Here is a 24,356-nt window from a genome sequence, read left to right as displayed (position 1 = left end):
TCAGATCTTCCAGCCGGAATGCAGCGCGGCGATGCCCATGCTCAGGTTGCGGTACTTGGCATTGCCGAAGCCCGCCGCCTGGACCATGCCCAGGAACGTTTCCTGATCGGGGAAGTTGCGGATCGATTCCACCAGATACTGATAGCTGTCACGGTCATTGGCGATCAGCTGACCCATGCGCGGGATCACGTTGAAACTGTAAAGATCATAGAGCTTTTGCAGCCCGTCATTGGGCAACTGGCTGAACTCCAGCACCATCAGGCGGCCACCGGGGCGCAGCACGCGGTAGGCCTCGTTCAGCGCCTCTTGCGGGCGGGTCACGTTCCGGATGCCGAAAGAGATTGTGTAGACGTCGAACGTGTTATCCTCGAACGGCAACGCCATGGCGTCGCCCACCACCCAGTCGAGACTGTCGGCCATGCGGTCGGCCTCGGCCCGTTTGCGGCCCTCGACCAGCATCGGCTCGGTCAGGTCCAGAACGGTCGCATGGCCATGGCCCGCGCGTTTCAGGAACCGGAACGAGATATCGCCGGTCCCCCCCGCCACATCCAAAAGCCGCTGGCCCGGTCGCGGCGCCAGCCAGTCCATCATCGCGTCTTTCCAGACCCGGTGAATGCCCATCGACATCACATCGTTCATGACATCGTATTTCGAGGCGACCGAGCCGAACACGCCCTGTACCCGTCCCGCCTTTTCATGCTCGGGCACGGTTTCAAAGCCGAAATGGGTGGTCTTGTCGGATCTGTCGGACATGGGTCTTGCCGTTCCTCGCATTTCGCCCCTGTTATAGGGTGCTGAGACCGGGGCACAATGCGGCCCTTTGGATGAGGAGCGTCTAATGCCTGAATTGCCCGAGGTCGAGACCGTGCGGCGCGGATTGGCCCCCGCGATGGAGGGGGCGGTGATCGCGCGGGCCGAGGTCAACCGGCCCGACCTGCGCTGGCCCTTTCCTGCGCGGATGGCCGAGCGGCTGACCGGTCAGCGGGTGGAGCGCTTGCGGCGGCGGTCGAAATACATCCTGGCCGATCTGTCGGGGGGCGAGACGCTGTTGATCCATCTGGGCATGTCGGGGCGGATGACCGTGTCGGGCGATCCGCTGGGGCAGTTCGTGCACACCCACCCTGCGGCGCAGAAACATGACCATGTGGTGTTTCACATGGACAACGGCGCCCGCATCACCTTCAACGACCCGCGCCGGTTCGGCGCGATGGACCTGATGCCGACCGCGACCGCCGAAGATCACAAGCTGTTGATGGTGCTGGGACCTGAGCCACTGGGCAACGATTTCCACGAAAACCACCTGATCGCCGCGTTCAAGGGCAAGAACACCCCAGCCAAATCCGCCCTGCTGGATCAGGGAATCGTCGCGGGGCTGGGAAATATCTATGTCTGCGAGGCGCTGTTCCGCGCTGGGGTGTCGCCGCGTCGCAAGGCGGGACAGATCGCTGCCGTCCGGGTGGCCGCGCTGGTGCCAATCATCCGTCAGGTGCTGACCGAGGCGATCGAAGCGGGTGGATCCTCGCTGAAGGATTTTCGGCAAGCCGATGGCGAGCTTGGATATTTTCAGCACAGTTTCGACGTCTACGGGCGCGAGGGGGAACCCTGTCGCCGTCCGGGTTGCGGCGGCACGGTGCAGAGAATCACCCAGTCGGGTCGCTCATCCTTCTACTGCGCGCAATGCCAAAGATAACTTGAACCATCTCTCGCCCATGATAAGGAATCGTTTCGAAACGGAACAACCGAGAGCGAAAGCCCCATGGCCTTTGAGACGATCATCGTCGAAGTTGAAGACCACGTAGCCCTGATCAGGCTGAACCGTCCCGATGCGCTGAACGCGCTCAACACACAGTTGTTGGGCGAGCTTTGCACCGCGCTGGAAGAGGCCGATGGCAATGACAAGGTGCGTTGCATCGTGATCACCGGCAGCGACAAGGCGTTTGCCGCCGGGGCCGATATCCGCGAGATGTCTGAGAAGACCTATGTCGAGGTGTATAGCGAGAACCTGTTCGCGGCCGCCAATGACCGCGTCAGCGCCATCCGCAAGCCGATCATCGCGGCAGTGGCGGGTTACGCGCTGGGCGGTGGCTGCGAGTTGGCGATGCTGTGCGATTTCATCATCGCGGCGGACACCGCCAAGTTCGGCCAGCCCGAGATCAATCTGGGCGTGATCGCCGGTATTGGCGGCACCCAGCGCCTGACCCGGCTGGTGGGCAAGTCCAAGTCGATGGACCTGAATCTGACCGGGCGCTTCATGGATGCCGAAGAGGCCGAACGCGCCGGGCTGGTCAGTCGCGTGGTGCCTGCCAAGAAGCTGGTCGAAGAGGCGCTGAGCGCGGCCCAGAAGATTGCCGAGAAGTCGATGATTAGCGCCTTTGCGGTCAAGGAAGCGGTCAACCGCTCTTATGAGACCACGCTGAGCGAGGGGCTGCTGTTCGAGCGCCGCGTGTTCCATTCGATGTTCGCCACCGAGGACCAGAAAGAGGGCATGGCCGCGTTCCTGGAAAAACGGGCGGCACAGTTTCGCGACAAGTGACGTTGCGTCAAGGAATCAGTGCAACAGGCGGGCGCGGTCCCGCCTGTTGACGTTTTGGCGGATGGGGGCTTGGCTTTTGCCGCCCTTTTCGTTACATGCCGCCGTCATACATGCGCGTGGGGCCCGCTCTGGCTAGAATCACACCGGTGAGACTGATCCGGGAGAGGGGCGTCATTGCGTGACATGAACAGAACCGAACCCGAGTAAAGGTCAGAAAACATGGCAAATTCGCCCCAGGCAGCAAAGCGCGCCCGTCAGAACGAAAAGCGCTTCGCCATCAACAAAGCCCGCCGTTCGCGCATCCGTACCTTCCTGCGCAAGGTCGAAGAGGCCATCGCCTCGGGTGACAAGGATGCGGCAACCGCCGCTCTGCGCGCGGCCCAGCCCGAACTGATGCGCGGCGTCAGCAAGGGTGTGTTCCACAAGAACACCGCATCCCGCAAAATGTCCCGCCTGTCCTCGCGCGTCAAAGCGCTGGGCTGAGGCTGATCCCGAATCCCCGAAAGGGGTTTTGGAAAAAGGCGTTGCATCTGCAGCGCCTTTTTTCGTGCCTGTTGCAGCGAGGTCCCGGTGCCGCAACTGCGAGAGATTCTTTGCAGGTGAATCCCGAGTCAACATCATAGTTTCGTTGCCGCTCCGCAGACCGACTTGCTACCACTGTTCCAGCGATTCACTCGCTTGGGGGGACAGGCGTCCTTCACGACGGTCCGACGGGCATCGGGTCACGTGAAAGGAAGGCGAAAGCGTACGATTGTCATCGCTTTCGATCTCTGTGGGGACCGAGCTGCTCGGGCTTCCACCCTGTCTATTTGAGTGTGTTATGTATTTGTAACAGGTTTTGATCTGCGCCCTTTCGGGGCAGTCATGACCTGTTGCCGATGCGTAACCCTATGCTTGTTTGACAGCTTGCGCCCGATTTGGGTGGCAGGGGCTGTTATGCGCGCTTTGAGTGAACCGTGGCGGGCCACTGGCCGAAACTGATGGGTAATAAGGCCGGAATCGGCCAGATAACGGGACGCGTGAGGCGCTGGATGACACAAGAAAAATGGGGACTGCTATGTCAGAAATTGCTCAAGACGGTGGGGCAGAACAATTTCACGACCTGGATCGAGCCGCTTGAGTTTCAGGCGCTTGAGAATGGGGTCGCGGTCTTTACGGTTCCGACCAACTTCATGGGGAACTATGTCAGCCAGAACTTCTCGGATCTGATTCTGTACGAACTGAACAACGCCGGAGAGGCGGTTCAGAGACTGGCTTTTCGTGTTGCTGCAAACTCGCCGATGCGACCAGCCCGCACGGCGCGGCCCGCCTCAGTGCCAGCGGCTGCGCCCGAGGCTCCGACCCAGCGTGTTTCCGAGACCTCTGACGCGTTGGACGGGTTGCAGGCCGCGCCATTGGACCCGCGGTTCACCTTTGACAGCTTTGTGGTCGGCAAGCCGAACGAATTGGCCCATGCCGCCGCGCGTCGGGTGTCCGAAGGAGGCCCGGTCACCTTCAATCCGCTGGTCCTCTATGGCGGGGTCGGTCTGGGTAAGACCCACCTGATGCATGCCATCGCTTGGGAGCTGAAGGTGAAGCGACCCGAACTGAATGTGCTCTATCTGTCGGCGGAACAGTTCATGTACCGGTTCGTACAGGCGCTGCGCGAGCGCCGGATGATGGATTTCAAGCATCTGTTCCGCTCGGTCGATGTTCTAATGGTGGATGATGTGCAGTTCATTGCCGGCAAGGACAGCACTCAGGAAGAGTTCTTTCACACGTTCAATGCGCTGGTGGACCAGAACAAGCAGATCATCATCTCGGCAGACCGCGCGCCGGGCGAGATCAAGGATCTCGAGGATCGCGTGAAATCGCGCCTGCAATGCGGCCTGGTGGTGGATCTGCATCCCACCGACTACGAGCTGCGCCTGGGCATTCTGCAAACCAAGGTGCAGATGTATCGCAGCACCTATCCCGATCTGGTCATCGCGGATGGGGTGCTGGAGTTTCTGGCGCATCGGATCTCGACCAATGTGCGGGTCCTCGAAGGGGCGCTGACCCGTCTCTTTGCCTTTGCCTCGCTGGTCGGACGCGAGATCGACATGGAACTGACCCAGGATTGCCTGGCCGATGTCCTGCGCGCCTCTGAGCGCAAGATCACGGTCGAGGAGATCCAGCGCAAAGTTTCGGATTACTACAACATCCGCCTGAGCGATATCATCGGCCCGAAACGTCTGCGCTCTTACGCGCGGCCGCGTCAGGTGGCGATGTATCTGTGCAAGCAGCTGACCAGCCGGTCACTGCCCGAGATCGGGCGCCGCTTTGGCGGGCGTGACCACACGACGGTAATGCACGGTGTTAAGCGGATCGAAGAGTTGAAGTTGACCGACGGCCAGATTGCCGAAGACGTCGAGATGCTGCGCCGCGCGCTAGAGGCGTGAGGCCAGGCGGGGTGGCCGCAAGGCCATCCCGCACTTCGCTATGCGCGCAGCAAGCCCATTGGGCTTCTGCTACGCGAGCACTTTTCCCGAATTGCAACCATGCCATAATCGCGCCCCATCTGGGGGCGCCCTCTTGACGCTGTTGGCGTTAGGCCCGAGAAAACCAAAAAAGCCTTGTGTCGAAGGGGGAACCCGCTAGTTTGCCCTTCCCGGCCCATTCGGAGGATGAAGGGACATGAAGATCAGCATCGAACGCGGCGCCCTGCTCAAGGCCGTTGCGCAAGCGCAATCGGTTGTCGAGCGCCGGAACACGATCCCGATCCTCGCCAATGTGCTGATCGAGGCCGAAGGCGAAGGGGTCCAGTTCCGCGCCACCGACCTGGATATCGAAGTGGTCGACAAGGCGCCCGCGATGATTGAACGGCCTGGCGCCACCACCGTATCGGCCACAACGCTGCACGAGATCGTGCGCAAGCTGCCGGACGGAGCGCTGGTCACCCTTACCGCAGATGCGGCGGCTGGCCGGTTGACCGTCGATGCCGGTCGCTCGAACTTCTCGCTGGCCACTCTGCCGCGCGAGGATTTCCCGGTGATGGCGTCGTCGGAGTACCAGTCGAATTTCACCGCCAACGCTGCGGTTCTGCGGCGTCTGTTCGACAAGTCCAAATTCGCCATCTCGACGGAAGAGACCCGGTATTACCTGAACGGTGTCTACATGCATGTGGCCGATGGCGATGGCGGCAAGGTGCTGCGCTGCGTAGCCACCGATGGTCATCGGCTGGCCCGGATCGACGCGGACCTGCCGGCAGGTGCGACGGACATGCCCGGCGTCATCGTGCCTCGCAAGACCGTGGGCGAACTGCGCAAGTTGCTGGACGATGACGAGATGGACATCGCCGTATCGGTAAGCGAGACCAAGGTCCGCTTTGCCACACCCGACATCACGCTGACCTCCAAGGTGATCGACGGCACCTTCCCCGACTATACTCGCGTGATCCCGCAGGCGAATACAAGGCGGCTCGAAGTGGATGCCTCGGAATTCGCCAAGGCAGTGGACCGGGTCGCCACCGTCAGCTCGGAGCGTTCGCGCGCGGTCAAGCTGCAACTCGAAGAGGACAAGCTGGTCCTGTCGGTCAACGCACCCGACAGCGGTGCGGCTGAAGAGGAATTGGCCGTCGCCTATGGCGACGAGCGGCTGGAGATCGGGTTCAACGCGAAATACCTGCTGGAAATTGCCAGCCAGGTGGATCGCGAAAACGCGGTGTTCCTGTTCAACTCTTCGGGGGATCCGACCCTGATGCGCGAAGGCAATGATCAGAGCGCGGTCTACGTGGTCATGCCGATGCGCGTCTGATCGCGCTGACGCGCGATGCCTCCGGCGGAGGTATTTTCGAACAGAAGAAGGGAGGGGTCATGGCACTGGCCCTGACCGCAATCACGATCTCGCATTTCCGGTCGCATCGGTTGCTGCGGCTGAAGCTGGACGCGCGGCCCGTGGCAATACATGGACCCAACGGCGCGGGCAAGACCAATATCCTGGAGGCGGTGTCGATGTTCTCGCCCGGGCGCGGCATGCGCCGGGCCAGCGCCGCCGAGATGACCCGGCGCCCCGAAGCGCTGGGTTGGAAGCTGAGCGCCGAGATCGTCGTTGGGGGCGAGCGGCACGAAGTTGAAACCTGGTCCGAGGGCGGCGCTGCGCGTCAGGTGCGGATCGACGACAAGGCTGCCAGCCAGGTGGCGCTGGGCCGGTTGGTGCGGATGGTCTGGCTGGTGCCCTCGATGGACCGTTTGTGGATCGAGGGGCCAGAGGGGCGGCGGCGATTCCTGGACCGGATGACCATGAGTTTCGAGCCCGATCATGCCGAGGCTGTACTGACCTATGAAAAGGCCATGCGCGAGCGCAACCGTCTGCTGCGCGAACAGGTACGCGATGCGCATTGGTATCTAGCGCTGGAAACGCAGATGGCAGCGGCTGGACACCGAATTCACGCTGCGCGCCAGAGCGCCCTAACCGCGTTGGCTGCGGCACAGACCCAGGCCGAAACCGCCTTTCCGGTAGCCGATCTGGAACTGACCCAGACCGAAGGAGCCTTGCCGGAAAGCGAGGGTGATCTGCGCGAGGCATTGGCCGAAAGCCGGTTTCGCGATCTGGCGGCAGGGCGCACATTGGTTGGACCGCATCGCAGCGACCTGTACGGTGTCTATGCCGCCAAGGGGGTGCCCGCGAGTGATTGTTCGACCGGCGAGCAGAAAGCACTGTTGGTCTCGCTGATCCTGGCCAATGCGCGCGCCCTGGCCCAACAGGTGGGGGCGCCGCCCGTGCTGTTGTTGGACGAGATCGCGGCCCATCTGGATGCCAGTCGCCGCGCGGTGCTTTATGACGAGATTTGTGCCCTGGGCGCGCAGGCCTGGATGACCGGTACCGGGCCTGAACTGTTTGCCGAACTCGGCACGCGAGCGCAGACCATAGCGCTGGTCGAGCATAACGGTGAATCGGAGATGGTAGAAACATGACGCTTTCGGCGATCGACCTGGCACTTTATGCGGGGGCGGTTTTCGTGCTGTTCCTGACGCCTGGCCCGGTCTGGCTGGCATTGACGGCGCGTACCCTGTCGGGCGGATTTCAGGCGGCGTGGCCTCTGACGCTAGGTGTCGTGGTGGGTGACAGCCTGTGGCCTGTTCTGGCGGTTCTGGGTATCGGCTGGATCACGGCTGCCTCGACCCAGATCGCGCTGGTGCTGAAGGTGGTTGCGGTGCTGGTCTTTGTCACCTTGGGGATCGTCACGATTCGCAACGCAGATCGGACCATCGCCAGTGACAACCGGTTGACCCGGCCTGGTATCTGGGCCGGGTTTCTGGCGGGGCTGGTGGTGATCCTGGGGAACCCCAAGGCGGTGTTGTTCTATATGGGGATTTTGCCGGGCTTCTTTGATCTGTCCGATATCACCACCACCGACCTTGTCGCCATCGTGGCGGTGTCTCAGGTGGTACCACTGGTGGGAAACCTGATGCTGGCGGCCTTTGTCGATCGGGTGCGGCGAGTGCTGAACTCGCCCCGCGCATTGAGACGGATGAACCTGACGGCAGGAGCCATGCTGATCGTGGTGGGGTTGATCCTGCCCTTTACGTGATCAGCCAGGCGGCCAGAAAGGGATGCAAGGCCTCGGCGGGCGTTCCGGTGGCCTGATCCCCCTGACAGAAACGGATCGCGATGACCTGGTTGAGAAAGGCCTGAATGCCTTCGGCCAGCAGAGCGGGGGGATGGTCATCGCGAATTGCGCCCGTCGCCTGCATACTGGCGATCCAACCCGACCAGAGGTCGATTTGACGATAAAATCCCTCTGTCACCACCTCGTCCCGTTCGGCGCCGGTGGAGCCGGAATAGCGCAGCAGCAAGTCAAAGATCACCCGGTCACTGGCCACGAAATCCAGCAGGGGGGACAATCGCTCCATCAACTGGGGCAGGTCCTGGGGGCGGGTGGCGGCCTCCATGTCGTCGATCAGGCGCATCACCTCGGCGCCGATCAGGACGGCCAACAATCCATCCTTGTCGGTGAAATGGGAAAACAGCGTGCCCTTGGCGACGCCAGCGGCCTCGACCACGTCCTCGACCCGCAGCCCTGCATATCCCTGCGCTTGGATCAGGCGCGCGGCCTCTGCTAACAGGCGGGCGCGGGTTTCCAGGCGGCGTTTCTGCGGCGGGCGGGTCATGGGCATCCTTTCAAAAAGTTGACCGTGGTCAATAATTAATATTGACCACGGTCAACTTTGACGTATTTAAATTGACCAAGGTCACTTTTGCAGAGGGTCTGCGCAAATGTCTACTCGGAAAATCATCGTTCTCAACGGCCATCCGGGCCAAACGTCGCTGTCGAAATCACTGTGCGAGGCCTATGCGGGGGCGGCACGCGACGGTGGGCACCAAGTACGCTATCATGACTTATCCCAGATGCGCTTCGATATGGATTACGGTGAGGGTGGATATGAAAACACCAAGCCGTTGGAACCCGAACTGGAGGAGTTTCTGAACGATCTGGAATGGGCGGAGCACGTGGTGCTGGCGACGCCGCTCTGGTGGGGGGCGATCCCGGCCAAGCTGAAGGGGCTGTTCGACCGCGCGCTCTTGCCGGGCCGGGCCTTTGACACGCGCAATACCAATTTCATGGGTGTCCCGGCGCCGCTGTTGACAGGGCGCACGGCGCGGGTGCTGATGACGTCGGACACGCCTGCGATGCTGTTGGGCCTGTTCTATTCCAACGCGATCAAGAAGGTGTTGGCTCGCCAAATCCTGGGTTTTGTCGGGATCAAACCCGCTCGTTTCTCCACCTTCGCACCCGCGACGGGCGCCGGTGGAGACCGGGTTGGAAAATGGTTGCGAAAGGCGGCGCAGATGGGTGCGAAAGCAGCCTGAAACAATTGCTGAAAATCAGGCCCGGGCCGTGACATTCCCCTGCAGGTTTCGTATAAAATCACAAAAATACGAAGGAATGCGCGAATGTCCGAAATCGAGCAACCCGGAAATGAGTACGGTGCCGATTCCATCAAAGTTCTCAAGGGCTTGGAGGCCGTGCGTAAGCGGCCCGGGATGTATATCGGCGATACCGATGACGGCTCGGGCCTGCATCACATGGTTTATGAGGTCGTCGATAACGGTATCGACGAGGCGCTGGCGGGCCATGCCGACCATGTAACGGTGAGAATTCACGCCGACAGCAGCGTTTCCGTCGCCGATAACGGTCGTGGGATTCCGGTGGATATACACGCCGAAGAGGGGGTTTCGGCCGCCGAGGTGATCATGACCCAGCTGCATGCGGGTGGCAAGTTCGACAGCAACTCCTACAAGGTGTCGGGCGGTCTGCACGGCGTGGGTGTCTCGGTGGTGAACGCGCTCAGCGACTGGCTGGAATTGCGTATCTGGCGCCACGGCAAGGAGCATGTCGCCCGGTTCGAGCGGGGCGATACGGTCGAACATCTGCGGGTGGTCGGAGAGTGCGGCGACCGCACAGGGACCGAGGTTCGCTTCCTTGCCTCGACCACAACATTCTCGAACCTCGACTATGTGTTCGAGACGCTGGAAAAGCGCCTGCGCGAACTCGCCTTCCTGAACTCGGGTGTGCGCATCATCCTGATCGACGAGCGCCCGGCCGAGCGGCTGGAAACCGAGCTGTTCTACGAAGGCGGCGTGCGCGAGTTCGTCAAATATCTGGACCGCTCGAAAACGCCGGTCATGCCGGTGCCGATCTATTTCAAGGGCGAGCGCGACGATATCGGCGTCGAGATCGCGATGTGGTGGAACGACAGCTATCACGAGACGGTGCTGCCCTTTACCAACAACATCCCGCAGCGCGATGGCGGCACCCATGTCGCAGGTTTTCGTGGCGCGCTGACGCGCACCATCAACAACTATGCCCAATCAAGCGGCATCGCGAAAAAGGAAAAGATCAACTTTACCGGTGATGATGCGCGCGAGGGGCTGACCTGTGTGCTGTCGGTCAAGGTGCCCGATCCGAAATTCTCGTCCCAGACCAAGGACAAGCTGGTTTCCTCCGAGGTGCGCCCGGCGGTCGAGAACCTGGTGAACGAGAAACTGGCTGAGTGGTTCGAGGAGAACCCGAACGAGGCCAAGCAGATCGTCGGCAAGATCATCGAGGCCGCGCTGGCCCGCGAGGCCGCCCGCAAGGCGCGCGAACTGACCCGGCGCAAGACGGCGATGGATGTGAACTACCTCGCTGGCAAGCTCAAGGATTGTTCGGAAAAGGACCCGTCCAAGACCGAAGTGTTCCTGGTCGAGGGTGACAGCGCCGGCGGCTCGGCCCAGACCGGGCGCGACCGTCGTACGCAGGCGGTGCTGCCTCTGCGCGGCAAGATCCTGAACGTGGAGAGGGCGCGGTTCGACCGGATGCTCAGCAGCCAGGAGATCGGCAACCTGGTGATGGCGCTGGGCACCGGTATCGGGCGGGATGAATTCAACATCGACAAGCTGCGCTACCACAAGATCGTCATCATGACCGACGCCGATGTCGACGGCGCGCATATCCGCACCCTGCTGCTCACCTTCTTCTACCGGCAGATGCCGGAACTGATCGAGGGCGGGTATCTCTATATCGCGCAGCCGCCGCTGTATAAGGTCGCGCGCGGCAAGTCCGAGGTCTATCTCAAGGATCAGGCGGCGCTGGACGACTATCTGATCCAGCAGGGCGTCGAGGGCGCGGTGCTGAAGCTGGGCAATGGCGAAGAGATCGTCGGCCAGGATCTGGCCCGCGTGGTGGATGAGGCGCGTCAGTTGAAACGCGTGCTCGATGCCTTCCCGACCCATTATCCCCGCCACATCCTGGAACAGGCCGCCGTGGCCGGTGCCTTTGTCGCCGGTGCTGTCGATGCCGACCTGCAAGGGGTGGCCGACAAGGTTGCCGCGCGACTCGATCTGATCGCGCTGGAGTATGAGCGCGGTTGGCTGGGCCGGATCACTCAGGATCACGGTATCCGGCTGGCCCGCATCCTGCGCGGCGTCGAAGAGGTGCGGACGCTGGACGGCCCGATGCTGCGCTCGGGCGAGGCGCGCAAGACCGGCAGCTTTACCCGCAGCTTGCAGGAGATCTATACCCAGCCCGCGATGCTGGTGCGCCGCGACCGGACCCAGGCGATTCACGGCCCGCTGACTCTGCTCAAGGCGATCCTGGACGAGGGCGAAAAGGGCCTGACGCTGCAACGCTACAAGGGTCTGGGCGAGATGAACCCGGAACAGCTGTGGGAAACCACGCTGGATCCCGATGCGCGCACCCTGTTGCAGGTGCGGGTCAATGACATGGTCGAGGCCGACGACATCTTTACCAAGCTGATGGGCGATTCCGTCGAACCGCGCCGCGAGTTCATTCAGCAGAATGCGTTGAGTGTAGAGAACCTGGATTTCTGAGCCAGTGTCCTTACACCCATAAGGTCGGGCCAGTACCTGGGTGCAAAAACGGGATTGACGCCGGTGCGTCCGAACCAAGGTCGGCGCCGGCCGAAGTCACGTTGCGCTCTGTCCGGTTCGCCGGAAATATGGATCGTGAGGCGTACACCCGATCAGACAACGAGCCGGAACGGGCAGCGGTGGCAATGCAGAAATGGCATCGAACAGATCTGCATCTACTCAGGCTCGCCACGCTTCACATAAGCAAGTGGTACAATACCAGCCGGCCCCAAAAGGCCCTGAATGAATGTCAACCGGTTCCCGACATCCGAGTGATGCCCGAGCATGACTCGACCAGGATCGGGGCGCGCCGTTGCAACGATCGTGCTGCGGCGCCTTTGCTGTTTGCCTGCTTCCGTCCGGATGCTAGGCAATTGGCAAGGATCAGGAGGAATGCAGTCCATGACAGAAATGATGCGTGCGGTTGAAATCACCCGACCCGGCGGGCCCGAGGTCTTGCAACTGGCCCAGCGCCCTATGCCGCAGCCAGGCCACGGCCAGGTGGTGATAAGGGTCGCCTATGCCGGCGTGAACCGGCCCGACGCGTTGCAGCGGGCGGGGGCCTATGATCCACCACCCGGCGCCAGTGACCTGCCAGGGCTGGAATGCTCGGGCGAAGTGGTCGCGGTGGGGCCGGGTGCAGAAGATGTTGCCGTGGGCGACAAGGTCTGCGCGCTGCTGCCCGGTGGTGGCTATGCCGATTATGTGGTGACGCCCGCCGCCCATTGCCTGCCGGTACCGCAAGGCATGAGCATGCGCGAGGCCGCGTGCCTGCCCGAGACCTTCTTCACCGTCTGGTCCAATGTCTTTACCCGTGGTGGGCTCAAGGCGGGCGAGCGGTTTCTGGTGCATGGCGGGTCCAGCGGGATCGGCACGACCGCGATTCAGCTGGCACATGCCTTTGGCGCGCGGGTCTTTGCCACGGCCGGATCGGATGACAAATGCCGCGCCTGCCTGGACCTGGGTGCCGAGCGGGCAATCAATTATCGCGACGAGGATTTCGTCAAGGTGATGCGGGCCGAGGGTGGCGCCGATCTGATCCTCGACATGGTGGGCGGCGATTATATTCCTCGCAATGTCAAAGCGTTGGCCGAGGATGGACGGTTGGTGCAGATCGCTTTCCTTCAGGGGCCTGTGGTCGAGTTGAACTTTGCCCTGATGATGGTCAAGCGGCTGACCCTGACCGGCAGCACATTGCGCCCGCAAAGCGATCTGGCCAAGGCGGATATCGCCCGCGACCTGCGCGAAGCGGTCTGGCCGCTGCTTGACGCGGGGCGGGTTGCACCGGTCATGGATAGCGAGTTCGACCTGAGCGAGGCCGCCGCCGCCCATGCGCGGATGGAAAGTTCGGGTCATATCGGCAAGATCGTTCTCAAGGTCGCCTGAAATCCCGCCCGTCCGGCTTGTCCCGGCGGGCGCGCCTGCTAGGGTTATTCCGAACGAGGGAGGACCCAGATGAGCGAGACGGCAAAAACCGTGGTGATCGAGGCCTTTGGCGGCCCCGAGGTTCTGCAATTGCGTGACCTGCCCGTGGGGGATCCGGGGCCAGGAGAATTGCGTATCCGGCATCATGCCTGCGGGCTGAACTTTATCGACGTCTATCAGCGCACGGGGCTATATCCCTTGGCGCTTCCCCATGCGCTGGGGATGGAGGCGGCCGGTGTCGTCGAGGCGGTGGGCGAGGGGGTCACTCATCTGAAACCGGGCGACCGGGCCGCTTATGCCGCCACCCCTCCGGGGGCCTATACCGAGGCGCGGGTGATGCCGGCGGCGCAGGTTTGCCCGCTGCCTGACGAGATCTCCTTCGATCAGGCGGCCGCGATGATGCTCAAGGGGTTGACGGTCGACTACCTCTTCCATCGCACCATGCCTTTGTCGCGGGGCGATACCGTGCTGTTCCATGCTGCGGCGGGCGGCGTTGGCCTGATCGCCTGCCAATGGGCCAAATCCGAAGGCATCACCCTGATCGGCACGGCGGGCAGCGACGAGAAATGCGCGCTGGCCAAGGCGCATGGGGCGACCCATGTCATCAATTACCGGACCGAGAATTTCACCGATCGGGTACGAGAGCTGACCGGTGGCAAGGGTGCCGACGTGGTAATGGATTCGATCGGCGCGGACACGTTCGAAGGGTCGCTGGACTGCCTCAAGCCACTGGGCATGATGATTTCCTTTGGCAATGCCTCGGGGCCGGTGCCGCCAATCAGCATTGGTATCCTTGGTCAAAAGGGCAGTCTGAAGATCACCCGCCCGACGCTCTTTACCCATATTGCCGACCATGCCGCCTGTCAGGCGATGGCGCGACGTCTGTTTGGCAAGGTGACGGGCGGCGAGGTCAAGATCCGGATCGACCAGCGTTTCCCGCTGGATCGGGTGGCCGATGCCCATCGCGCACTTGAAGCGCGCCAGACCACCGGCAGCACCATTCTGGAACTGTAAGCCACACGTGATAATCCTTGCGCCGCCCCATCCGGCGGGGCAAGGAAGTGGCATGGACCAGCTTGACCGTCAGATCGTCGCGGCGCTGCAACACAATGCGCGCGAATCGACCACCAAGATCGCCACGCGCCTGGGCGTGGCCCGCACCACCGTGCACGAACGCATCACCCGGATGGAGGCGCGCGGCGTGATCGCGGGCTATTCCGTGGTGCTGCGCGAACCCCAGGATGAAAGCAAGGTTCAGGTCGTCGTGCTGCTGGAAGTGCAGCAGAAAGAGACCACGCGCATCGTCAAGCGGCTCGAATCCTATCCCGAGATCAAGCTGTGCCTGTCGATCAATGGCGAATACGATCTGCTGCTCTCGGCCGAGGCGCCCCGGATCGAGGATCTGGACATTCTGGTCGACGAAGTTGGGGCCATTCCCGGCATCTTGCGTACAAATACATTTGTGGTCTTTGGGCGGCGGATTGATCGAACCTGACATAATGTCAAGAAACCCGTCATAACAACGGATATCCGAGTCGTTTCGACACTCTGCTCCCTACAGATCGAACAGCCGCCACGCCATCCTGATAGAAGTATCAAGGAGACGTGCCATGCGCTGGAATATTTGTGTCGTCGGGGCCGGAAAGATCGGCCAGATGATCGCCGCTTTGCTCAAGACTTCATCCCATTATTCGGTCACCGTGGCAGATCATGATCTGGCCGCGCTGGCGGTGCTGAACCGGATGGGGGTTGCAACCAAACAGGTGGATGCCAAGGATGAGGCCGGGCTGGCCAAGGCGCTGGGCGGGTTCGATGCGGTAATCTCTGCCGCGCCCTTCTTTCTGACGCCGGTCATCGCCAAGGCGGCCAAGGCCGCTGGCGCCCATTACTTCGACCTGACCGAGGATGTGGCCGCAACAAATGCGGTGCGCGCCCTGGCCGAGGACAGCCAGACCGCGTTCATGCCGCAATGCGGTTTGGCACCGGGCTTTGTCGGCATCGCCGGGGCGGCACTGGCGGCTGAGTTCGACGAGATCGACAGCCTGCACATGCGGGTGGGGGCACTGCCGCTCTACCCGACCAATGCGCTGAAATACAACCTGACCTGGTCCACCGACGGGCTGATCAACGAATACTGCAACCCTTGCGATGCCATCGTGAATGGCCAGCTGGTCAAGACCGCGCCGCTGGAGGATTACGAGATCCTCGGCCATGACGGGGTGGAGTACGAATGCTTCAACACCTCGGGCGGGCTGGGCACGCTGCCCGAAACGCTGGACGGCAAGGCGCGCGCGGTCTCGTACCGCTCGATCCGCTATCCGGGGCACCGCGATATCCTGCGCCTGCTTCTGAACGATCTGGGGCTGGAGCGCCGCCGCGACCTGCTCAAGGACATTTTCGAAACGGCGTTGCCGCGCACCGATCAGGATGTGGTGCTGGTCTATTGCACCGCCAAGGGGCGGATCGGCGGCCAGCTGCGTGAAAAGAGCCTGATCAACAAGTCCTATTCCCGCGTCATCGACGGCCAGGTCTGGAGCGCGATCCAGATCACCACCGCCGCCGGTGTGCTGGGCGTGGTCGACCTGATGCGGACCGGAACGCTGCCCGCCAAAGGGTTTGTCCGGCAGGAACAGGTCAAGTTCGCCGATTTCCTCGAAACCGAATTCGGCCGCCTGTATCGGGCGGGCGATCTGACTGCACAGAACAAGGCTGCTTGAAACATGAAAGATATCGTCATGACCGCTGAAACCGTATTGCAGCAACTGGGCGTTGGTGCCGCCGACCTGACCGGGGGCAGCATCCGCGTCGCCTCTCCGATAGATGGGCGCGTGCTGGGCGAAGTACATGAAACGCCGTTGTCCGAAATGGGTGCGGTGCTGGACCGGGCCAAATCGGCCTTCACGAGCTGGCGCAGTGTGCCGGCGCCGCGCCGGGGTGAGTTGATCCGCCTGCTGGGCGAAGAACTGCGCGCCTCGAAAGAGGCGCTGGGCGCGCTGGTCAGTTGGGAGGCGGGCAAGATTACCTCCGAAGGGCTGGGCGAAGTGCAGGAGATGATCGATATCTGCGATTTCGCTGTCGGCTTGTCGCGGCAGCTTTATGGCCTGACCATCGCATCCGAACGCCCCGGTCACCGGATGATGGAAACCTGGCACCCGGCCGGACCGGTCGGCGTGATCTCGGCCTTCAACTTTCCCGTTGCCGTCTGGTCCTGGAACGCGGCGCTGGCGATTGTCTGCGGCGATCCGGTGATCTGGAAGCCGTCGGAAAAGACCCCGCTGACGGCGCTTGCCTGTCAGAAGATCTTTGACAGGGCGGTCGCACGGTTCGGCGATGCGCCCGAGGGACTGTTGCAGACCCTGATCGGTGGGGCCGATCTGGGCAAGGCATTGGTCGAGAGCGAGGAGGTGCCGATCATCTCGGCCACCGGTTCGACGCGCATGGGTCGTGCCGTGGCGCCCATTGTAGCGGCACGGTTCGGCAAGTGCATTCTGGAGCTGGGCGGCAACAATGCGATGATTGTCGGCCCCTCGGCCGATCTGGAAATGGCGGTTCGCGCCATCGTGTTCTCGGCGGTGGGAACCGCCGGTCAGCGCTGTACCACGCTGCGCCGGTTGATCGCGCATAACTCGATCAAGGACGAGTTGGTCGCGCGCCTGAAGAAGGCCTATGCAGGATTGCCCATTGGCAATCCGCTGGCCGAGGGAACGCTCATCGGGCCACTGGTGGACGAGGCATCGGGGAAAGCCATGACCGCAGCGCTGAAATCGGCCGAGGCAGAGGGCGGCGTGGTCTTTGGGGGCGTTCGCGTCACCGAGGGTGTGCCAGCGGGCGGTGTTTACATGCAGCCCGCCATCGTCGAGATGCCCGGGCAGAGCGCCACGGTAAAGACCGAAACCTTTGCCCCTATCCTTTATGTGATGGGCTATGACGATTTCGATGAAGCGGTTGCGATCCAGAATGATGTGCCACAGGGATTGTCGTCCTGCGTGTTCACGTTGAACATGCGCGAGGCCGAGCAGTTCCTGTCGGCGGCCGGTTCCGATTGCGGTATCGCCAATGTCAATATCGGCCCCTCAGGAGCGGAGATCGGCGGGGCGTTTGGCGGAGAAAAAGAGACCGGTGGTGGCCGCGAAAGCGGTTCGGACGCCTGGAAGGCCTATATGCGTCGGCAAACCAACACGGTGAACTATTCCGCTGAACTGCCGCTGGCGCAGGGTGTGAAGTTCGACATCTGAACCGAAACGAATCCGGCTCCGCGTTGTCGTGGGGCCGGCATGTCTCTCGTCGTTTTCCGGATCGGAAAACGACCCGGAAAATTCTTGAATTTTCCGAAGCGGAATTCTTGCAGAATTCCGTCAGTTCCAGGTCAGCCCCATATCAATCAGAATCCGTTGTGTTCGACCCGGGTAATCGGTCACGATCCCGTCGACCCCGGTCGCGACCAACCGCCTGATGTCGTCGGTTTCGTTGACGGTCCAGGTGAGCACCGACAGACCCAGATCATGGGCCTCAGACACCAGTTCGGGCGTCACGTCCAGATAATAGGGACACCACAGCTGGCCCCCGGCAGCTGCGACCGTCTGTGGCAAGGTTGTGGTCAGTCCTTGATAGTCGGGTCCGACCGATTTGGCCGAATCCTCTCCCGGGTCATCCGCGTTTTCCGGCAGTTGTGAGAGGTAAGACGTCGGCAGATCCGGCGCCTGCCTGCGGCATTCGTCCAGTAGTGCCCAGTCAAAACTGTGCATCACTGTGCGTGATTCCAACCGGTAGCGTCGGACATCGGTCACCGCGGCGGCCACCAGATCGGCCCGCGCGGCGTCGTCGCGCATCAGCGCAGGATCCGATTTCAGTTCCAGAAGCAGATAGGGTGCGTTATCGCCATGGCTTGCGCATAGGTCGAGCAGGTCGCCCAGTCTGGGTACGCGGATACCGCTCAGAAAGGCCTGGTCGGGGAAGCGTTTGCCGTAGGCAGTCCGACCGTCGAGGCCGCCAACATCAAGGGACCGGATCTCGGCAAAGGTCATCTCGGCGACCTTCCGCTCCGCTCCCGTAAGCCACCGGCCTTGCGCATCGCGTGTCGCCGAATTGGCGAGGTGATGGTTATGGGTCACGACCGGCACGCCGTCAGCTGTCATCACCACGTCGAATTCAAGCACCTGAACCCCGGTGGCGAGCGTGAAGGAGAAGCCTTCGAGCGTGTTCTCCGGCATCACCCCGCGCGCACCGCGATGCCCGATGACGCGCACGACGCCTGCACCGCCGCGAAGCCCAGAAAGTTGGGCAAACGTGCTCATGCTTTGATCCGCTTTCCGGTTTCGGGATCGAAAAGGTGCAGGCTGTCAGCCGTCGGGGTGAACCTCATCACCGATCCAGCAGCCGCCGACATGTGACCAGGCATGCTGACCACCATTTCTGTCTCGGTTCCGTCAAGTTGGCCGTGCAGCAGCGAGTTTGCGCCCAGCTGTTCAACCAACTCCACACGTACCCGCACCGGCCCGTCATCGTCGGGCAACAGGTGTTCGGGCCGTAGTCCCAGCGTGACCGCCCCCTGCGCCGTGCCAGCCCCCGCGATCCGGGCGCCATTGGCCAGGGTGACGGAACCTTCGGCGGCGGTGGCAGGCAGAAAGTTCATCGCCGGGCTGCCGATGAAGCCGGCGACAAAGGTCGTGGCGGGGCGGTCATAAAGCTCGATCGGCGTGCCGAACTGCTCCACGTAACCGCCATTCAGCACCATCAACCGGTCGCCCAGTGTCATCGCCTCGACCTGATCGTGAGTGACATAGATCGAGGTCACCCCAAGACGCTGTTGCAGCTTGCGGATTTCCAGCCGCATCTGCACCCTCAGTTTGGCGTCAAGGTTCGACAGCGGCTCGTCGAACAGAAAAACCTGCGGATTGCGCACGATGGCGCGGCCCATGGCGACCCTCTGCCGCTGGCCGCCCGACAACTGCCGCGGCTTGCGATCCAGATAGGGGCGCAGTTCCAGGATATCGGCGGCCTCTTCGACGCGGCGGGCAATCTCGTCCTTGGAAATCTTCCGGATCTTGAGCCCATATGCCATGTTCTCGCGCACCGACATATGCGGGTAGAGCGCATAGTTCTGGAACACCATGGCGATATCGCGGTCGGCAGGCTCCAGCTGATTGACCACGCGATCGCCGATGCTGATCTGCCCGGCGGTGACGGTCTCGAGCCCTGCGACCATGCGCAAGAGCGTGGACTTGCCGCAGCCCGACGGGCCGACGATGACGATGAACTCGCCATCTTCGATCCGGCCCGCCACATGATGCAGAACCTCGGTGTCGCCATAGGCCTTTACGAGATTGTCGAGAGTAATGGATGCCATGGTCGTCTGCCTATTTGTCGGTCTCTGTCAGGCCCTGAACAAAGAGCTTTTGCATTGCGATCACCACAAAGACCGGTGGCAGCATCGCCAGCAGCGCGGTCATCATGATGATGTTCCATTGTGGCGACTGTTCCGCCGCCTCCAGCATCTGCTTGATGCTCATCACGATGGTGGTCATGTCGGTATCGGTGGTGATCAGCAGTGGCCACAGATACTGGTTCCAGCCGTAGATGAAGAGGATCACGAACAGCGCCGCGATATTGGTGCGGGACAGCGGAACAAGGATATCCCAGAAGAACCTGAGCGGGCCTGCCCCGTCGATCCGGGCGCTTTCCAGCATCTCGTCGGGGATGGTCAAAAAGACCTGTCGGAACATGAACGTCGCCGTGGCCGAGGCGATCAGCGGGATCGACAACCCCCAATAGCTGTTCAGCATGCCCAGATCGGCCACCACCTCGAATGTGGGCAGGATGCGCACCTCGACCGGCAGCATCAGGGTGACGAAGATCAGCCAGAAAAAGAACATGCGGAAGGGAAACTTGAAGTAGACGATGGCAAAGGCCGAGATCAGCGAGATCGCGATCTTTCCAAGCGCGATCATCATTGCCATCGCCAGGCTGTTGAGTAGCATTCGCCAGACCGGGGCAGTTTCGGTTCCGCTCAGGCCAGAGCCAAAGAGGGTCTGGGTGAAATTCTCCCAGAAATGCCCGCCCGGCAGCATCGGGATCGGCGCCTGTGTCATGCGCACCGCATCATGGGTGGCGGCGACAAAGGTGATCCAGATAGGCAGGGCAACGATCACGATGCCGAGGATCAGGACAAGATGGGTGATGACATTCAGAATGGGGCGATTTTCGACCATCAGTATTCCACCTTGCGTTCGATATAGCGGAACTGGACCACGGTCATGGCAATCACCATGACCATCAGGATCACGGATTGCGCCGCCGAACCGCCCAGATCGAGACCGACGAACCCGTCATTGTATACCTTGTAGACCAGGATCGTGGTCGCGTTGGCCGGTCCACCCTGGGTGACAGCATGGATGATGCCGAACGTGTCAAAGAAGGCGTAGACCGCATTGATCACCAGCAGGAAGAAGGTGGTGGGCGAGATCAGCGGGAAGATGTGATCGACAAAGCGGCGCACCGGCCCGGCGCCGTCAATCGCCGCCGCCTCGATCAGTGAGCGCGGGATCGACTGCATGGCGGCGAGATAGAACAGGAAGTTATAGGCAATCTGCTTCCAAGCGGCAGCAAAGATCACCAGCATCATCGCCTGGGTGCCATTCAGATAGTGGTTCCAGTCGATCCCGACCATATCGAGCAGGAAAGGAAAGATGCCCAGTGTCGGGTTGAACATGAACACCCAAAGCGCCCCGGCCAGCACCGGTGCCACCGCATAGGGCCAGATCATCAGCGTACGATAGGTGGTCGCGCCACGCACCACGCGGTCGGCGAAACCGGCCAGCACCAGGGCGCTGCCCATGGATAGAACCGCGACGGCGGCCGAGAACAGGATCGTCCGGCCAAAGCTTTGCAGATACTGCTCATCGTCGACCAAAAGTTCGAAGTTCTCGAACCAGACGAATTCGGTCGACAGGCCGAACGCATCCTCGATCAGGAACGACTGATACACCGCCTGACTGGCGGGCCAGATGAAAAAGACCAGCGTGATCAGGATTTGCGGTGCCACCAGCAGATAGGGTAGCAGCGAGCTGGGAAAATGGACACGTTTGAGCATCGGGGTCTCGTCGTCTCAGGGCCGGAAACGGCGGGGCATCCGGCGGACTGATACCGCCGGATGCCGGGTCTTGCAGGCTCAGGTCAGTTGGCCGAGCGTTCGAACTTGCGCAGCAGGCCATTGCCGCGTTCGACCGCTGCGTCCAGTGCCTGGGCTGCCGTCTTGTCACCGGCCCAGAGCGCTTCAAGCTCTTCGTTGATCACGTCGCGGACTTGAACGAAATTGCCGAACCGGATCCCGCGCGAATTCGCGGTAGGAGTGTTCAGGCTCAGCTGCTGGATCGCGGTGTCGGTTCCGGGGTTGCTGTCATAGAAGCCCTGCTCCTTGGACAGTTCATAGGCAGCTGTGGTGATCGGTACATAGCCGGTCTCCTGATGCCACCAGGCCTGCACCTCGGGCGAGGACAGATAGGTCATGAACTTGGCCAGACCCTTGTATTCCTCGGCATCGTGCCCGGCCAGTGCCCAGAGCGTCGCGCCGCCGATGATCGAGTTCTGCGGCGCATCCGCTACGGCGGTGTCCAGCGGCAGCATGGTCTGGCCGAACTCGAACTGCGCCTGCCCCTTGATCGAGCCGTAATAGGCCGACGAATTCATCCACATGCCGCATTCACCATTGGTGAACATCGGCAGGCTGTCACCCCGGCGACCGCCATATTTGAACAGGTTGCCGTTGCTCATCGCTGCGATATCGTCAAGGCGCGCGGCGACCTTTTCATTGTTGAAGGTGAACTCGGTGTCGAACCCGGCAAAACCGTTTTCCTTGGTCCCCATGGCCATGTTGTGCCATGCCGAGTAGTTCTCGATCATGACCCAGGACTGCCAGCCAAAGGAGAAACCGCAATCCATGCCGCTGTCGACCAGCGCCTGAGCGGCAGTCTTCATGTCGTCCCAGGTTTTCGGCACCTCGACGCCGGCGGCCTTGAGCGCGTCGGCATTGTACCACAGGACCGGGGTCGAGCTGTTGAAGGGCATCGACAAAAGCTCGCCCTCGGGGGTCTGGTAATACGAGATCACCGCCGGCAGATAGTCGGACTTGTCGAACGGCTCGCCCGCGTCGGACATCAGCTGCTCGACAGGATAGATCGCGCCCTTCGCGGCCATCATGGTGGCGGTGCCGACCTCGAAAACCTGCACCAGATGCGGATGTTCCTTGGCGCGGAAGGCGGCCACGGCAGCGGTCATGGTTTCGGTATAGTTGCCCTTGTAGGTCGGCACGACCTTGTACTCGGACTGGCTGGCATTGAAGTCGGCGGCGATCTTGTCGACGCGCTCGCCATTGGTGCCACCCATCGCGTGCCACCACTGGATTTCGGTTTGCGCAAAGGCCATGCCGGTCGTCAGGACCAGCGCCGATGCGCTCAGTGTCAGGATTTTACAAGTCATATCAACCTCCCGGGGTTCATGGACGGGCGGATGGTTGCGCAGGGAAAAAAATAACTCAAGCAAAAGTTTTATGAACATTCGCATAGTATAATGTTATGGTTGGGTGATCCATGACCTGATTGCTGCATGCGCGAAGAAAGGGGAAAGTCTTGAATTTCAAGCTCAGACAGTTGGAGGCGTTTCGCGCTGTGGCCCAGACGGGCTCGATCACACGTGCAGCGCAGCAATTGGGAATCTCGCAACCCGCCGCGAGCCGGTTGCTTGCGGACTTCTCGGCCTCGGTCGAATTCCCGCTCTTCGTGCGCGAGGGCGGCAGTATGCGCCCGACTCCCGAATCGCGCTATATGCTGGCCGAGATCAATCGTGTCTTCGAGGGGCTCGCCCATCTCGAAGACCTGCGCCACAATCTCAAGGACCGCACCGCAGGCCATCTGCGCATCGCCTGTTTGCCGGGTTTCGCCACAAGCCATCTCCCGAAGGTCCTGACCGCGTTTCTGAAGGACAGGCCGGGCGTTACCGTTACGCTGGAACCCGACCGGCCGGAACGCATCCTGGAATGGATCGTCGGCCAGCAATACGACTGTGCGCTCACGGATGGGTTCTCGGGGCATCCAGCCACCGAGAGCACGGATATACCGATCCGCACCGTCTGTATCCTGCCGCCGGGCCACCCGCTTGCGGAACGCAGCGAGATCACACCGCACGATTTGCGCGGCGAGAAGATCATTCATTCCCGGCGCGACAGCCCCTTCTATCGGCGTCTGGCGCAGGCTTTCACCGATTGCGAGGTAGAGTTGACCTCGTGGATCGAGGTGCGTCAGTTCACTACGGCCTGCACCATTGTGGCCGAGGGTCAGGGAGCGGCGGTGCTCTCGGCACTGGACGCTGAGCAGTATCGTGACCGGGGTCTGGTGATCCGCCCCTTTGCTCCCCGGATCACGCATCGCCTCTCGCTCTTGCGGCCGGTCACCGGAAGCCTGTCTCCCCTCGTTCTGGATTTCCTGGAAACGTTCACGGCGAGCCTTGCCCCGTTTATCGATCATGGAGAAGGGGAACGCCCGACCAGCCGGGCCAGATAGGGCGATCCATCGCCGAAACTGCAAGGGAACGCTGGATGAGCGATGGTGGCGCCACAGGCGTGGGCAGGAGGATACATCCGTGACACAACCGCAAGACACCTGTTTTACCGGGTCGCCGGATGATTTGCAGGAGGCTGAACCAGAGCTTTCTTAGAAAATTATGATAAATCAATGGCTTCCCCTTATTTTGAGATTTTTTGAGATTTTTGTATTTTTGTGCTTGCGACTCTTTTTGGTTGGGCCTAGAACCCCCTTCACCGGCGGCGCTGAGGTGCTGCGGACGGGTCGGAGAGACGGCCGGACACGCTGGAGAGACGGCGGCATTCGAGGAATGAGCGGGGCGGGCGCGCTGAGGGATTGGCGCATCGGTCTTGTTTTTGGCCTTCGGGTGGCAGTGCTCTTTGACATTATTGGATGACTGAAGAGATATGTGGGCGGTTTGGTTCGTTTCGACGGATTGATCGTCTGTATAT

The 24,356-nt window shown here is 61.6% G+C and carries 23 protein-coding genes; 15 read left to right on the top strand and 8 right to left on the bottom strand.

The window, feature by feature from the left end; genetic code table 11:
* On the bottom strand, positions 1 to 753 hold the full coding sequence (gene ubiE, locus AC2FLM_RS07440) for a bifunctional demethylmenaquinone methyltransferase/2-methoxy-6-polyprenyl-1,4-benzoquinol methylase UbiE (RefSeq protein ID WP_496856924.1): 753 nt from the start codon (positions 751 to 753) through the stop codon (positions 1 to 3).
* Between the two features lie 85 nt (positions 754 to 838).
* Between ubiE and mutM the strand changes: the two genes are divergently transcribed.
* From mutM to AC2FLM_RS07405, 7 genes are all read left to right on the top strand, one after another.
* Positions 839 to 1,690: a bifunctional DNA-formamidopyrimidine glycosylase/DNA-(apurinic or apyrimidinic site) lyase gene (gene mutM / locus AC2FLM_RS07435; RefSeq protein WP_234140373.1), complete on the top strand. Its 852-nt coding sequence runs from the start codon at positions 839 to 841 to the stop codon at positions 1,688 to 1,690.
* A 66-nt stretch (positions 1,691 to 1,756) separates the two neighbouring features.
* Complete coding sequence (gene acuK / locus AC2FLM_RS07430; protein ID WP_234140375.1) at positions 1,757 to 2,533, top strand: acryloyl-CoA hydratase; 777 nt, start codon at positions 1,757 to 1,759, stop codon at positions 2,531 to 2,533.
* Between the two features lie 219 nt (positions 2,534 to 2,752).
* Positions 2,753 to 3,016, top strand: coding sequence for a 30S ribosomal protein S20 (gene rpsT / locus AC2FLM_RS07425; protein ID WP_011045919.1), 264 nt, complete (start codon positions 2,753 to 2,755; stop codon positions 3,014 to 3,016).
* Positions 3,017 to 3,564: 548 nt separating this feature from the next.
* Complete coding sequence (dnaA, locus tag AC2FLM_RS07420; protein WP_234220709.1) at positions 3,565 to 4,953, top strand: chromosomal replication initiator protein DnaA; 1,389 nt, start codon at positions 3,565 to 3,567, stop codon at positions 4,951 to 4,953.
* A gap of 235 nt (positions 4,954 to 5,188) precedes the next feature.
* Positions 5,189 to 6,307: a DNA polymerase III subunit beta gene (gene dnaN / locus AC2FLM_RS07415; RefSeq protein ID WP_234145237.1), complete on the top strand. Its 1,119-nt coding sequence runs from the start codon at positions 5,189 to 5,191 to the stop codon at positions 6,305 to 6,307.
* A gap of 59 nt (positions 6,308 to 6,366) precedes the next feature.
* Entirely contained in the window at positions 6,367 to 7,467 is a 1,101-nt protein-coding gene (recF, locus tag AC2FLM_RS07410; protein WP_496856921.1) for a DNA replication/repair protein RecF, read from the top strand.
* Positions 7,464 to 8,084 (top strand): LysE family translocator, encoded by a 621-nt coding sequence (locus AC2FLM_RS07405; RefSeq protein ID WP_496856919.1) that lies wholly within the window; start codon positions 7,464 to 7,466, stop codon positions 8,082 to 8,084. The genes recF and AC2FLM_RS07405 overlap by 4 nt, the downstream gene beginning before the upstream one ends.
* Here AC2FLM_RS07405 and AC2FLM_RS07400 read toward each other — a convergent pair.
* Positions 8,077 to 8,664 carry a TetR/AcrR family transcriptional regulator gene (locus tag AC2FLM_RS07400; RefSeq protein WP_496856917.1) on the bottom strand — a complete coding sequence of 196 codons (588 nt, stop codon included), beginning with the start codon at positions 8,662 to 8,664 and terminating at the stop codon, positions 8,077 to 8,079. The two genes, AC2FLM_RS07405 and AC2FLM_RS07400, sit on opposite strands and share 8 nt — an antisense overlap.
* 106 nt (positions 8,665 to 8,770) lie before the next feature.
* On the opposite strand from AC2FLM_RS07400, the gene AC2FLM_RS07395 reads away from it, so the two are divergent.
* The 7 genes from AC2FLM_RS07395 (at position 8,771) to amaB (ending at position 17,565) form a co-directional block, all read left to right on the top strand.
* Positions 8,771 to 9,364, top strand: coding sequence for an NAD(P)H-dependent oxidoreductase (locus AC2FLM_RS07395; RefSeq protein WP_496856915.1), 594 nt, complete (start codon positions 8,771 to 8,773; stop codon positions 9,362 to 9,364).
* An 84-nt stretch (positions 9,365 to 9,448) separates the two neighbouring features.
* Complete coding sequence (gene gyrB, locus AC2FLM_RS07390; RefSeq protein ID WP_234145232.1) at positions 9,449 to 11,866, top strand: DNA topoisomerase (ATP-hydrolyzing) subunit B; 2,418 nt, start codon at positions 9,449 to 9,451, stop codon at positions 11,864 to 11,866.
* Between the two features lie 441 nt (positions 11,867 to 12,307).
* A complete protein-coding gene (locus tag AC2FLM_RS07385) occupies positions 12,308 to 13,291 on the top strand; it encodes an NAD(P)H-quinone oxidoreductase (protein WP_496856912.1) in 984 nt (327 codons plus the stop codon).
* Between the two features lie 69 nt (positions 13,292 to 13,360).
* Positions 13,361 to 14,344, top strand: coding sequence for a quinone oxidoreductase family protein (locus AC2FLM_RS07380; protein ID WP_496856910.1), 984 nt, complete (start codon positions 13,361 to 13,363; stop codon positions 14,342 to 14,344).
* A 52-nt stretch (positions 14,345 to 14,396) separates the two neighbouring features.
* A complete protein-coding gene (locus AC2FLM_RS07375) occupies positions 14,397 to 14,825 on the top strand; it encodes an Lrp/AsnC family transcriptional regulator (RefSeq protein WP_496856908.1) in 429 nt (142 codons plus the stop codon).
* Between the two features lie 115 nt (positions 14,826 to 14,940).
* Positions 14,941 to 16,047, top strand: coding sequence for a saccharopine dehydrogenase family protein (locus tag AC2FLM_RS07370; protein ID WP_496856906.1), 1,107 nt, complete (start codon positions 14,941 to 14,943; stop codon positions 16,045 to 16,047).
* A gap of 3 nt (positions 16,048 to 16,050) precedes the next feature.
* The gene (gene amaB, locus AC2FLM_RS07365) at positions 16,051 to 17,565 is read left to right on the top strand and encodes an L-piperidine-6-carboxylate dehydrogenase (protein ID WP_496856904.1); all 1,515 of its coding nucleotides are present in this window, start codon (positions 16,051 to 16,053) and stop codon (positions 17,563 to 17,565) included.
* A 120-nt stretch (positions 17,566 to 17,685) separates the two neighbouring features.
* On the opposite strand, the gene AC2FLM_RS07360 is transcribed toward amaB, so the two are convergent.
* The 5 genes from AC2FLM_RS07360 to ugpB form a co-directional block, all read right to left on the bottom strand.
* Complete coding sequence (locus AC2FLM_RS07360; protein ID WP_496856902.1) at positions 17,686 to 18,624, bottom strand: glycerophosphodiester phosphodiesterase; 939 nt, start codon at positions 18,622 to 18,624, stop codon at positions 17,686 to 17,688.
* Complete coding sequence (locus tag AC2FLM_RS07355) at positions 18,621 to 19,676, bottom strand: sn-glycerol-3-phosphate import ATP-binding protein UgpC (RefSeq protein WP_496856900.1); 1,056 nt, start codon at positions 19,674 to 19,676, stop codon at positions 18,621 to 18,623. Before AC2FLM_RS07355 ends, AC2FLM_RS07360 begins: the two co-directional genes overlap by 4 nt.
* A 10-nt stretch (positions 19,677 to 19,686) precedes the next feature.
* Positions 19,687 to 20,538 (bottom strand): sn-glycerol-3-phosphate ABC transporter permease UgpE, encoded by an 852-nt coding sequence (gene ugpE, locus AC2FLM_RS07350; protein WP_234145226.1) that lies wholly within the window; start codon positions 20,536 to 20,538, stop codon positions 19,687 to 19,689.
* Entirely contained in the window at positions 20,538 to 21,419 is an 882-nt protein-coding gene (ugpA, locus tag AC2FLM_RS07345) for a sn-glycerol-3-phosphate ABC transporter permease UgpA (RefSeq protein WP_234169379.1), read from the bottom strand. The genes ugpE and ugpA overlap by 1 nt, the downstream gene beginning before the upstream one ends.
* Before the next feature lie 83 nt (positions 21,420 to 21,502).
* Positions 21,503 to 22,804, bottom strand: a complete 1,302-nt coding sequence (ugpB, locus tag AC2FLM_RS07340; RefSeq protein WP_234145224.1) for a sn-glycerol-3-phosphate ABC transporter substrate-binding protein UgpB — start codon at positions 22,802 to 22,804, stop codon at positions 21,503 to 21,505.
* A gap of 149 nt (positions 22,805 to 22,953) precedes the next feature.
* On the opposite strand from ugpB, the gene AC2FLM_RS07335 reads away from it, so the two are divergent.
* The gene (locus AC2FLM_RS07335) at positions 22,954 to 23,883 is read left to right on the top strand and encodes a LysR substrate-binding domain-containing protein (protein WP_234169381.1); all 930 of its coding nucleotides are present in this window, start codon (positions 22,954 to 22,956) and stop codon (positions 23,881 to 23,883) included.
* Here AC2FLM_RS07335 and AC2FLM_RS07330 read toward each other — a convergent pair.
* On the bottom strand, positions 23,837 to 24,356 hold a 520-nt coding region (locus AC2FLM_RS07330; protein ID WP_496856897.1), incomplete at its 5' end, for a hypothetical protein. The two genes, AC2FLM_RS07335 and AC2FLM_RS07330, sit on opposite strands and share 47 nt — an antisense overlap.

It is taken from the genome of Ruegeria sp. SAZD011, assembly GCF_059612545.1.
Note: the sequence above shows the minus strand (reverse complement) of the source record. Positions and strands in the feature narration are given on the sequence as shown.

Excerpts from the sequence above, each read along its gene's own strand:
- ubiE (WP_496856924.1), bottom strand. The coding sequence starts at position 753 with ATGTCCGACAGATCCGACAAGACCACCCATTTCGGCTTTGAAACCGTG.
- mutM (WP_234140373.1), top strand. The coding sequence starts at position 839 with ATGCCTGAATTGCCCGAGGTCGAGACCGTGCGGCGCGGATTGGCCCCC.
- acuK (WP_234140375.1), top strand. The coding sequence starts at position 1,757 with ATGGCCTTTGAGACGATCATCGTCGAAGTTGAAGACCACGTAGCCCTG.
- rpsT (WP_011045919.1), top strand. The coding sequence starts at position 2,753 with ATGGCAAATTCGCCCCAGGCAGCAAAGCGCGCCCGTCAGAACGAAAAG.
- dnaA (WP_234220709.1), top strand. The coding sequence starts at position 3,565 with ATGACACAAGAAAAATGGGGACTGCTATGTCAGAAATTGCTCAAGACG.
- dnaN (WP_234145237.1), top strand. The coding sequence starts at position 5,189 with ATGAAGATCAGCATCGAACGCGGCGCCCTGCTCAAGGCCGTTGCGCAA.
- recF (WP_496856921.1), top strand. The coding sequence starts at position 6,367 with ATGGCACTGGCCCTGACCGCAATCACGATCTCGCATTTCCGGTCGCAT.
- AC2FLM_RS07405 (WP_496856919.1), top strand. The coding sequence starts at position 7,464 with ATGACGCTTTCGGCGATCGACCTGGCACTTTATGCGGGGGCGGTTTTC.
- AC2FLM_RS07400 (WP_496856917.1), bottom strand. The coding sequence starts at position 8,664 with ATGACCCGCCCGCCGCAGAAACGCCGCCTGGAAACCCGCGCCCGCCTG.
- AC2FLM_RS07395 (WP_496856915.1), top strand. The coding sequence starts at position 8,771 with ATGTCTACTCGGAAAATCATCGTTCTCAACGGCCATCCGGGCCAAACG.
- gyrB (WP_234145232.1), top strand. The coding sequence starts at position 9,449 with ATGTCCGAAATCGAGCAACCCGGAAATGAGTACGGTGCCGATTCCATC.
- AC2FLM_RS07385 (WP_496856912.1), top strand. The coding sequence starts at position 12,308 with ATGACAGAAATGATGCGTGCGGTTGAAATCACCCGACCCGGCGGGCCC.
- AC2FLM_RS07380 (WP_496856910.1), top strand. The coding sequence starts at position 13,361 with ATGAGCGAGACGGCAAAAACCGTGGTGATCGAGGCCTTTGGCGGCCCC.
- AC2FLM_RS07375 (WP_496856908.1), top strand. The coding sequence starts at position 14,397 with ATGGACCAGCTTGACCGTCAGATCGTCGCGGCGCTGCAACACAATGCG.
- AC2FLM_RS07370 (WP_496856906.1), top strand. The coding sequence starts at position 14,941 with ATGCGCTGGAATATTTGTGTCGTCGGGGCCGGAAAGATCGGCCAGATG.
- amaB (WP_496856904.1), top strand. The coding sequence starts at position 16,051 with ATGAAAGATATCGTCATGACCGCTGAAACCGTATTGCAGCAACTGGGC.
- AC2FLM_RS07360 (WP_496856902.1), bottom strand. The coding sequence starts at position 18,624 with ATGAGCACGTTTGCCCAACTTTCTGGGCTTCGCGGCGGTGCAGGCGTC.
- AC2FLM_RS07355 (WP_496856900.1), bottom strand. The coding sequence starts at position 19,676 with ATGGCATCCATTACTCTCGACAATCTCGTAAAGGCCTATGGCGACACC.
- ugpE (WP_234145226.1), bottom strand. The coding sequence starts at position 20,538 with ATGGTCGAAAATCGCCCCATTCTGAATGTCATCACCCATCTTGTCCTG.
- ugpA (WP_234169379.1), bottom strand. The coding sequence starts at position 21,419 with ATGCTCAAACGTGTCCATTTTCCCAGCTCGCTGCTACCCTATCTGCTG.
- ugpB (WP_234145224.1), bottom strand. The coding sequence starts at position 22,804 with ATGACTTGTAAAATCCTGACACTGAGCGCATCGGCGCTGGTCCTGACG.